Consider the following 8369-nt stretch of genomic DNA (forward strand, 5'->3'; position numbering starts at 1 on the left):
TCCTGATCGTGCGCACGACGCTCGGCTTCAGGATCAGGGTCACCGGCGAAAACCCGGAAGCCGCCAGATATGGCGGCATCCATGTCGAGCGGGTGCTGATCTCGACGGCGCTGCTGTCCGGCGCGCTGGCCGGGTTGGCCGGCGTCGGCGAGGTCGGCGGCGTGCATTTCCAGGTGATGAGCGACATCTCGCCGGGCTACGGCTATTCCGGCATCGTTGTTGCCATGCTGGCGCGGCTCAACCCGCTCGGCGTGGTGCCGGCGGCGATCTTCCTTGCCGCCGTGATGACCGGCGCCGAAGCGATGTCGCGGGCGACCGGCGTGCCGGCCTTCCTCAGCGACGTCATCCAGGGCACCGCATTGCTTTCCATGCTGGTGGCGCTGCTGTTCACCGCCTATCGCATCCGCCGCGTCGGGGTTGCCCGATGAGCGCGGTGTTCGAACAGATCTTCCAGGTCGGCTTCCTGGCCGCGATCATCCGCATCGCCACGCCGCTGGCTTTTGCAACGCTCGGCGAAATGTTCTCGGAGCGGGCTGGCGTGCTCAATCTCGGCATCGAAGGCATCATGCTGTTGTCGGCGATGACCGGCTTTACCGCCGCCAGTCTCAGCGGCAGCCTGTGGCTCGGCGTGCTGGCTGCGGTGCTGACCGGCATGCTGATGGGCGCGCTGCATGCGCTGTTCACTGTGGCGCTCGGCCTCAGCCAGCATGTCTGCGGCATCGGCGTGACGCTGTTCTCGTCGGGCCTCGCCTATTTCCTCTACCGGCTGATCTTCGGCCAGCAGTCGGTGCCGCCCAACATCAAGGGGTTTCAGACACTGCCGATCCCGCTCCTTTCGGACATCCCGGTGCTCGGGACGGCGGTGTTCAGCCAGTTCGCGCTGGTCTACATGGCGATCCTGGCCATTCCGCTGGCCGCCTTCGTGCTCTACCGCACGCCATGGGGCCTGTCGGTGCGTATGGTCGGCGAAAACCCGCGCGCCGCCGATTCGGCGGGGGTCAGCGTCATTGCCACGCGCTTCCAGGCAGTCATCCTCGGCGGTGCGCTGATGGGGCTGGCCGGCGCCTTTCTGTCGATGGCGCAGTTCAACGCCTTCACCTTCGGCGTCGTCTCGGGGCGTGGCTGGGTGGCGATCGCGCTGGTCGTGTTTGGCCGCTGGGATCCGTGGCGCTCGGCGGGGGCGGCGCTGCTGTTCGCCTTCGTCGATGCGCTGCAGTTGCGCATGCAGGCCAGCGGGCTCGGACACATCCCCTACGAGGCGTTCCTGATGCTGCCGTTCATCTTCACCATTGTCGCCATGGCGGTGATGTCGCGCAACGCGACGGCACCGTCGGCGCTGCTCAAGCCGTTTCGACGGGAAGAACGGTAGACGAGCAGGACTTGGTGCCTTTCCTCTCCCCCGATCGACGGGGTAGAGGAAGGGCGACAAGCTGTCCCTGGGACGAAGAACCTGTCCCTGGAAAGCCTCACATCGCCGTAAAACCATTGTCAACGAACAGATGCGTGCCGTTGACGAAGCTCGACTCGTCGCTGGCCAGGTAGAGCGCTGCCCTCGCCACCTCTTCCGGCTCGCCGATGCGGCCCTGCTGCGCGGCCAGTGCCGCGTCGGAGACGTCGACGCCGAGCCTGCCGAGGTCGGCGACCTCGCGCAGGCCGTGCGGTGTACGGATGAAGCCGGGGCAGACGGCGTTGCAGCGGATGTTGCGGTCGCGGAACTCGACGGCGATGGCGCGGGCGAACATGTGGCAGGCGCCCTTGGTGGTGTCGTAGAGCACTTCGTTGGGAGTCGCCGCCACCGCCGAGATCGACGAAGTACAGACGATCGAGCCGCCGCCGGCCGCAATCATGCCGGGCAAAACGGCGCGCGTCATCAGGAACATCGAGCGCACATTGACGGCATGCAGCCAGTCCCATTCCTGCACCGTGGTCTCCAGGAAGGGCTTTATCACGATGGTGCCGGCGTGGTTGAACAGCACGGTGACCGGTCCGAGTTTTTCGATAGCACCCTTCACGGCCGCTTCGACCTGTGCCTCGTCGGAGACGTCGGCGACAAAATGCTCGGCGAGATGGCCGCGCGCCCTGATTGTCGCTGCGGTTGCGGCGGCCGCCTCGCCGTTGCGGTCGATGATCGCCACCTTGGCGCCTTCGGCGGCGAACAGCTCCGAAGCCGCTCCACCCATTCCCGTCGCGCCCCCCGAAATGATGGCGACCTTGCCGGCCAGTCTTGTGCCCATTTTTCTGCCCCCTGTGTGGCGATTTCGCTTTGCTGGTGGGCGATGCTACCGCGCCGGCGCCGGGCGGCCAATCCACGAATTGAGCGCAGCGAAAGCAAGGTCATAGGTCCATTCGGACGCAGAAGCAAAAAACGGACGCTCCATATGGATCGGCCGTTAGAGTGCTCCCTCTAAGCAAGTGCCTACCAACTTCCAGCACCATAGGAGAAAATTATTCCATCTTTGGCCTAAAAATAGCAATCGACAAAGTCTACAAGTTTTATAGATTAACCGCCGAGACGGAGGTCGATATGTCCTATATCCAGAACGCCCAGACGGATCGCAGTGATCAGCGGTCGGCCAATGCCCAGGCCTTTCGCCCGGCCTATGCCGGGGCTTTCGCCTATCTCGTCTTTGCCCTTGCGTTCGTGTTCACCGGGGCCGTTGTGCTGGGCCTTATTCCCTGAGTCGTCAGATCGACCGGGCTTAGCTGCCCACCGCTTTCAGGCAATCGGAGTTGAATGAACCGAATCCTCGGCGTGCTTTCGCGCGCCCGACACCACGGAGGACATGGCAATGCCGATCGAGTTCACGCATATTCCCGGTAAGACCGCCGATGCCGCGGTTCCCTTTTTCTACGACTTTGCCGAGACCGCGACCAAGCTCGGGCTGATCGAGGATGGCGGCTTCCGCAAGATCGTCATCGACGATTCGGCCGGACTGCTGACCAACATGGATTTTGCGGCCCAGGTGCTCGATCGCACCTCGTCGCTGGAAGTCGTGCTCACCCATTGGGCGGGCGTGGTCGAACCGACCGTGGCGGCCCGCCAACTGGCGTCGATCGACAGGAAAAGCGGCGGGCGCCTGGCGCTGAGAATGATCAGCGAGCCGCTGAGCGACGCCGACGCCGAAACACGGCCGGTCGGGCACACCGTCATCTGGCAGCGCATCGACGAATATCTGGTGCTGCTGAAGCGGCTGTGGTCGAACGACCGGCCCTTCGACCACGAAGGAACGTTCTACAGCATCAAGGGCGGCTATGTGCCGCGCAAGGGACCGCACGGCGCCGACCTGGTCATCCGCATGGGCGGGCAGTCCGGAACGGCACTCAAAGTTGCCGGCCGGCATGCCGATGTCTTTGAATTGGCGCCCGGCTCGATCGACGAGATCCGGCAATTGATGGAGCGGGTGCGCCGCTCCGCCGCCGAACATGGTCGGGCCGGCAAGCTGCGCTTCGCGCTTCCGGTCGGGATTCACCAAGGTGCTTCCGCCTCCGGCCACAAGGCGGTCGATGTTGCCGGGCCACCAGCCCAGGCCGCCCTGTCGCTGCTTGCGTATGCAGCCCTTGGGATCGATGAATTCATGATTGTCGGCGTCGACACGCCACGCGAGATCGCAACGCTCGGCCGGGAAACGATCGCTCTGCTGCGCAATTCGCTGGCGCGTCGCGAACACGAGGCATTCCAGCCTGGGGCATATGCGTCTCGTGCAGGATTGGAGACGCGGGCAACGGGCTGAAGTTCTTCAGCCTTTTGTTGCCTCGGGCCTGTCGCCAAGCCGCGACAGGCCTTCAATGACAGCGCTCGAACCCGTTAGCGCGCCGAAGACGCCGTCTTCAACCGTCACCATGTGAAGGGCTGCTTCGTGCGCTTGTCTGTCGCCGCTGGCGCAGGCGTCCGAAATCGTCAGGCATTGGAAATTGCGGTCGCAGGCCTCACGCAGCGTGGTGTGGACGCAGACATCCGTGGTGCATCCGGAAAACAGCAGATGCGTGATGCCTTGCGCGCGCAGCACAAGTTCGAAATCCGTATAGGTGAAAGCGCTGTTGCAGGTCTTGTCGACGATGATGTCCTGCGGGGCGACGTCGATCTCCGGAACGATCTGGAATCCTGGACCAGAGCGCAGCAGGATTTCGGTGCCTTCGAGCCCAGCGCGCTTGCGGCGCCATGTCTCGTAGGGCGTCATGTCGGCCATGTCAGCCCGGTAGCCCTGCCTGGTGTGGATGACCCTGACACCGGCCTTGCGGGCGGCTGATATCAGCCGGCTCACGGTCGGCAGGATCGCCCTGAGCGGCGAGGGATCATATCCCTGCCTGGCGAAGTAGCCCGTCGTCGACAGGAAATCCTGCTGCAGGTCGATGACGATCAGCGCGGTGGTTTCGGCCATCAGCCTGCCGTCATAGGGAAAGTCGAAGGGCGTCGCCTTGATCATTTTTGGCTCCCGTTTTTCGATCGGCACTTGTTTGCTTGACGCAATTCCGAACGGAAACCGTTTCACACTTTCCCTGGAATTGCTCCAGCGGTTTCGTATCAGCGCGACGACACCAGATGCTGGGCGTCATGCAGGCGCCGATAGATGCCGCCGGCGCGGAGCAGTTCGCTGTGCGAACCCTGTTCGACGACGCCCGACTCCGAGACGACGACGATGCGGTCGGCGCCGCGGATCGTTGCCAGCCGGTGTGCGATGACCAGCGTGGTTCGGCCCTCGGCAAGTTCGGCCAACGACTTCTGGATTTCGCGCTCGGTCTCGGTGTCGAGCGCCGACGTCGCCTCGTCGAGGATAAGGATCGGCGGGTTCTTCAGGAACATGCGGGCGATCGCCAGCCGCTGCTTCTGGCCGCCGGACAATTTTACGCCGCGCTCGCCGATGATCGTGTCATAGCCGGCCGGCAGGCCCGATATCATGCCGTCGAGCTGCGCCCGCCGCGCGGCATCGGCGATAGCCTCGTCGGAGGCGCCGAGACGGCCATAGGCGATGTTTTCGCGGATCGAGCCCCCGAACAGGAACACATCCTGCTGGACGATGCCGATCTGGCCGCGCAGCGAAGCGAGCGTCATGTCCCTGATTGCGATGCCGTCGATGCTGATCGCGCCGGCGCTGACCTCGTAGAAACGTGGCAGCAGCGAGCAGATGGTGGTCTTGCCGGCGCCGGACGGGCCGACGAAGGCGATGGTTTCGCCGGCGTGGATGGTGAGATCGATACCCCTGAGCACCGGCTTGCCGTCGCCATAGCCGAAGCTGACACCGCGATATTCGATGTCGCCCTTGAGGCCGCCCACAGTCACGGCACCTGGCCGGTCGGCAATGTCGGGTTCGGTGTCGAGTAGCTCGGTGTAGCGCCGGAAGCCGGCAATACCCTTGGGATAGGTCTCGATCACCGAGTTGATCTTCTCTATCGGCCGTACGAAGACTCCGACCAAAAGCAGGAAGCCGACGAAGCCGCCATTGCTGAGGCCTCCCGTGATGACGAGATAGCTGCCGGCGATCATGACCACGAGCTGGATCAGCCTTATGCCCATATAGTTCAGCGAATTGCTGGCCGACATGATGCGGTAGGCGTCGAGCTTGGTCTGGCGGTAGCGCTGGTTGTCATGCGCGAACAGCGTGCGCTCATGCTCCTCATTGGCGAAGGCCTGGACGACGCGCATGCCGCCGACATTCTCCTCGATGCGGACGTTGAAATCGCCGACACGCCGGTACAGCGCCTGCCAGTTGCGCTCCATGCGGTCGCCGTAGCGCATCGTCACCCAGGCGATCAGAGGCACGATCACCGCCGTGATCAGCGCCAGATGCATGTTGACCGTGAACATCAGCACGAAGGCGCCGGCGAAGGTCATGATGGCGATGAACAGGTCCTCGGGGCCGTGATGGGCGATCTCGCCGATCTCCTCGAGGTCCTTGGTGACACGGCCGACGAGATGGCCGGTCTTGTGGTTGTCGTAGAAGCGGAACGACAGCTTCTGCAAATGGTCGAAACTCTTGCGCCGCATCTCGGTCTCGATGTTGATGCCGAGCATGTGACCCCAATAGGTGACGACCGCCATCAGCACGGTGTTGAGCAGGTAAATCACCAGCAGCCCGGCAGACGCGATGATGATCAAGGTCCAGTCCTGCTGCGGCAGCAGCTGGTCGACGAAGGTGCGGACCGCCATGGGAAAGCCGAGTTCAAGCAGGCCGGCCAGCACCGCGCAGGAGAAGTCGAGCGCGAACAGCCCCTTCCAGGGCGCGTAGTAGGAAAGGAAACGTCTGATCATCGAGGTGAACCGCAAGCTGTCTTGACGGGCGCGGTGAGCGCGCCGGCCGTCATCGGTGGGCGCTGCTTACAATCGGCAGCGCAAGGGCGGCAATATGCCAGGACGGACTTCATTGCCTGCCTTTCCACATCAGCGCCATGAAATAGGGGCCGCCGACGAAGGCGGCGATGAGGCCGGCCGGCACTTGCCAGGGAAAGATCAGCGTCCGCCCTGCCCAGTCGGCGGCAACGAGGATCAGCCCGCCTGTCATGGCCGAGGCCAGAAGCTGCGGCACGGCGCGGTGGAAGCCAAGCATGCGTGCGAGGTGCGGCGCCATCAGGCCGACGAAGCTCAGCGGGCCGATGACCAATGTCGCGGTTGCGGTGGCCAATGCGGTGAGCGCAAGCAATGTGGCGCGAACACGTCCCAGTCGCAGGCCAAGGCCACGCGCGGCGGTTTCGCCGAGCGGCAGTATATCGAGCCAGCGCGCGGTCAGCGGCGCCAGCGCGAGGACGGTGACCGCGACCGTTGCGGCGGTGAAGGCATCCGTTGGCGTTGCGCGATAGGTCGATCCCGACAGCCAGGCGAGCAGGAAGTCCATGCGCGGATCGCCGCTGGCCAGAAGCAGCGCGGCGAAGGCGGACGCGACCGTCGCAACGGCGACGCCGGCAAGCAGCAGCCGTTCCGGCGACAGGGCATTGCGTCGCCCGACCAGCACGACGATCGTCAGCGCCAGCAAGGCGCCCGCCAAGGCCGCGCCGAGCATTGTTGAGCGGTCGAAGCTGTCGCTGAGCAGCAGCAGCGCCAGCACGCCGAAAGAGGCGCCGCCGGAAATGCCCAGGACCTCGGGTGCGGCCATCGGGTTGCCGGTCATGCGCTGCATCAGCGTGCCGGCGACGGCGAGCAGGACGCCCGCCGACAGGGCGACGACGACGCGAGGCGCGCGCAGGGCAAGCAGCTCGGTCAAATCCGCGGATGCGATCCAGTGCCAACCGCCTGCGCCACGGCCAAAGCCGATGGCGAGGACAACCGCGAGGATGAGCGCCAGCAGGCCCGCGATCAACGGCAGGCCGTTTGTCGGCAGGCGTATCGACGACACCATGTCGGCCTGCCTTTCGGGGGTGGTTCGCATTCGCGGCAACAGGAACAGCAGCAGCGGCGCGCCGAGCAAAGCGGTCGCGGTGCCGGCGGGGATTTCGCCGGTGAACGGCAAATGCTGCACCAGCCGGTCGGTGAGCCAGAGCAGGGCACCGCCGACCAGCGGCGACCAGACCAGGCGGCGGCCAAGCGTGCGCGCTCCGGCCAGCCGCGCCAGCGCCGGGGCGGCGAGCGCCACGAAACCGATGACGCCCACCTCGGCGACGACCAGCGCGCTAAGCGAGACGGCGACTGTCATGCCGGCAAGGCGGATGACGGCCGGCCGGGTGCCGAGCGATGCCGCGCCGTCGTCGCTGAGGTCGAGCAGGCGTAGCGGTCGCCAGAGTAGGAGCGCGGCGCAGATGCCGGCCAGCAGCCATGGCGCCAGAACAAGGACCGCCGCGTCGCCATTCTGCACCAGCGAGCCGCTCTGCCAGATGAACAGCTCCTCGGTGTATTCGCGGTTGAGCGCCATCAGCAGCGCGCCGGCCGAGCCGAAAGTGAGGCTGACGACGAGGCCGGCGATGATGATCGACACTGGCGAAAAGCTGCGCCCGCGCGCCAGTGCGAAAACGGCTGATGTGGCGAGCGCGCCGCCAGCCAGCGCCACGCCTTCGCGGCCACCTTCCAGCAACCATGGTGCGTAGAGGGTGGCGGCCGCCAATGCGAGGCTCGCTCCGGCATTGGTGCCGATCGTGGTCGGCTCGGCCAGCGGGTTGCGCAGCACATGCTGCATGACGACACCGGCGAGACCAAGTGCCGCGCCGGCCAGCATGCTGACGGCGACACGCGGGAGGAAGGCATAGCGATACAGCAACTGCGCTGGATCGGATGTGTCGGGAGCGGTGAGCGCATGCCACCACAAGTGCGTCGGGAAAAGGTTGATGAGATCGAAGATGGTCAGCATCAGTGCCAGGCCCGCGGGCACGGCCACCAGCAGGATGAACGCGCCGATGCCGTCGCGCTGTCGCGGCAGGGACATTGCCTGAGCGATCATGCCGCTGCC

At 65.1% G+C, this 8369-nt stretch carries 8 protein-coding genes; 4 read left to right on the forward strand and 4 right to left on the reverse strand.

All coding sequences use genetic code 11. The features are described from left to right. Positions 1 to 428 (forward strand): ABC transporter permease (locus EN964_RS16295; protein WP_164775839.1); only part of this gene is annotated, 428 nt, incomplete at its 5' end. After that, positions 425 to 1369 (forward strand): ABC transporter permease, encoded by a 945-nt coding sequence (locus EN964_RS16300; RefSeq protein ID WP_127269071.1) that lies wholly within the window; start codon positions 425 to 427, stop codon positions 1367 to 1369. The genes EN964_RS16295 and EN964_RS16300, both read left to right, overlap by 4 nt. A gap of 97 nt (positions 1370 to 1466) precedes the next feature. Here the strand turns inward: EN964_RS16300 and EN964_RS16305 are convergent, their stop codons facing one another. Next, positions 1467 to 2234 (reverse strand): SDR family NAD(P)-dependent oxidoreductase, encoded by a 768-nt coding sequence (locus EN964_RS16305; RefSeq protein ID WP_127269070.1) that lies wholly within the window; start codon positions 2232 to 2234, stop codon positions 1467 to 1469. A 290-nt stretch (positions 2235 to 2524) separates the two neighbouring features. On the opposite strand from EN964_RS16305, the gene EN964_RS16310 reads away from it, so the two are divergent. Further along, a complete protein-coding gene (locus EN964_RS16310; RefSeq protein ID WP_127269069.1) occupies positions 2525 to 2680 on the forward strand; it encodes a hypothetical protein in 156 nt (51 codons plus the stop codon). A gap of 109 nt (positions 2681 to 2789) precedes the next feature. Then, complete coding sequence (locus tag EN964_RS16315) at positions 2790 to 3731, forward strand: LLM class flavin-dependent oxidoreductase (RefSeq protein ID WP_127269073.1); 942 nt, start codon at positions 2790 to 2792, stop codon at positions 3729 to 3731. A gap of 6 nt (positions 3732 to 3737) precedes the next feature. On the opposite strand, the gene EN964_RS16320 is transcribed toward EN964_RS16315, so the two are convergent. The 3 genes from EN964_RS16320 to fhuB all read right to left on the reverse strand — a co-directional run. Beyond that, positions 3738 to 4424, reverse strand: coding sequence for a cysteine hydrolase family protein (locus tag EN964_RS16320; protein WP_127269068.1), 687 nt, complete (start codon positions 4422 to 4424; stop codon positions 3738 to 3740). A gap of 98 nt (positions 4425 to 4522) precedes the next feature. Beyond that, complete coding sequence (locus tag EN964_RS16325) at positions 4523 to 6247, reverse strand: ABC transporter ATP-binding protein (RefSeq protein ID WP_127276539.1); 1725 nt, start codon at positions 6245 to 6247, stop codon at positions 4523 to 4525. A gap of 109 nt (positions 6248 to 6356) precedes the next feature. After that, positions 6357 to 8369 (reverse strand): Fe(3+)-hydroxamate ABC transporter permease FhuB (fhuB, locus tag EN964_RS16330; protein WP_306663832.1); only part of this gene is annotated, 2013 nt, incomplete at its 5' end.

The organism is Mesorhizobium sp. M7A.F.Ca.CA.001.10.2.1, from assembly GCF_003998575.1.
In the GTDB taxonomy this organism is placed as follows: Bacteria; Pseudomonadota; Alphaproteobacteria; order Rhizobiales; family Rhizobiaceae; genus Mesorhizobium.